1 protein-coding gene is annotated in these 879 nt (G+C 53.5%); it reads right to left on the bottom strand.

Features of this window, described 5'->3' with window-relative positions; translation table 11 throughout:
* Positions 1 to 746 (bottom strand): flagellar hook-length control protein FliK (locus WH277_RS01655; RefSeq protein ID WP_339504005.1); only part of this gene is annotated, 746 nt, incomplete at its 3' end.
* Between the last annotated feature and the right edge of the window lie 133 nt (positions 747 to 879).

The raw sequence follows: 879 nt of genomic DNA, 5'->3' as shown, positions 1-879 counted from the left end.
ACCATCGTCAGTATTGTGCCGTCGGTACCACGAGGTATCGTGGTGACCTCCTCATTATTATTATCGATAGCCGTTTCAGGGTTATCGCGGTGCCGATGTTGCTGCCGACTGTCACCATTCTGGGTCGACACCTGTACGTTCACCTGAACATTATTCTGTTCACTCAGGCTGGTACGCATGTCATTGCTGATCTGCTGCAATAGACGAGTGACTTCAGGTTGTGCAGCCTGAATTTGTACCTGAAGTTTTCCCGACTCGAAATGTATCGAGATATCGAGTTTCCCTAAATTAGGGGGATCGAGCCGAATAGTGGCCTTTTGCACGCGCCGATCAATCTGCATTTCCAGACGTTCTGCCAGCGCTTTTTGCAATACGTCGGCCTTCTGCTCAGACGCGGCTGGCAGCGTAATGACCGGTAATGTTTTCGCCTCCGCATCGCCTTTCAGTAATGCATTGAGTAGCGCCGGGGCGGGATGCTGCAGGGTATTGTTTGTGATCAGTAATTCACGATCCGCCTGCAATACTTGTTGCACCGATTGACTGGCCCGCAAAGCATCGGCAGGCATTTGCAACTTTTTGGGAACATTTTGCAGCATGGCCAACACGTCACCTGGCTCACTGCTGAGTGGCACGACTGCAGCAGACGGTGTTTGTTCTTTTACTTGCCACGGTATTGCTGTCGTAAGATGGCCTGCGGCCAGAAAACTGTTTCTCAGCAGTCCGGCACTCTCTGTTTCAGCCAGCACACGGTTTCTCAGCGGTCCGGCACTCTCTGTTTCGGCCAGCACCGCACGGAGAGTCAGCGCTCATAGCCTGTACAGCGGCCTGAGTGGATACAGGCACGACCTCTTCTGCCGGGGGCAGGGTGATCGGTGCAGC

The organism is Erwinia sp. MYb416 (assembly GCF_037479575.1).
Lineage (GTDB): Bacteria > Pseudomonadota > Gammaproteobacteria > Enterobacterales > Enterobacteriaceae > Erwinia > Erwinia rhapontici.
Note: the sequence above shows the minus strand (reverse complement) of the source record. Positions and strands in the feature narration are given on the sequence as shown.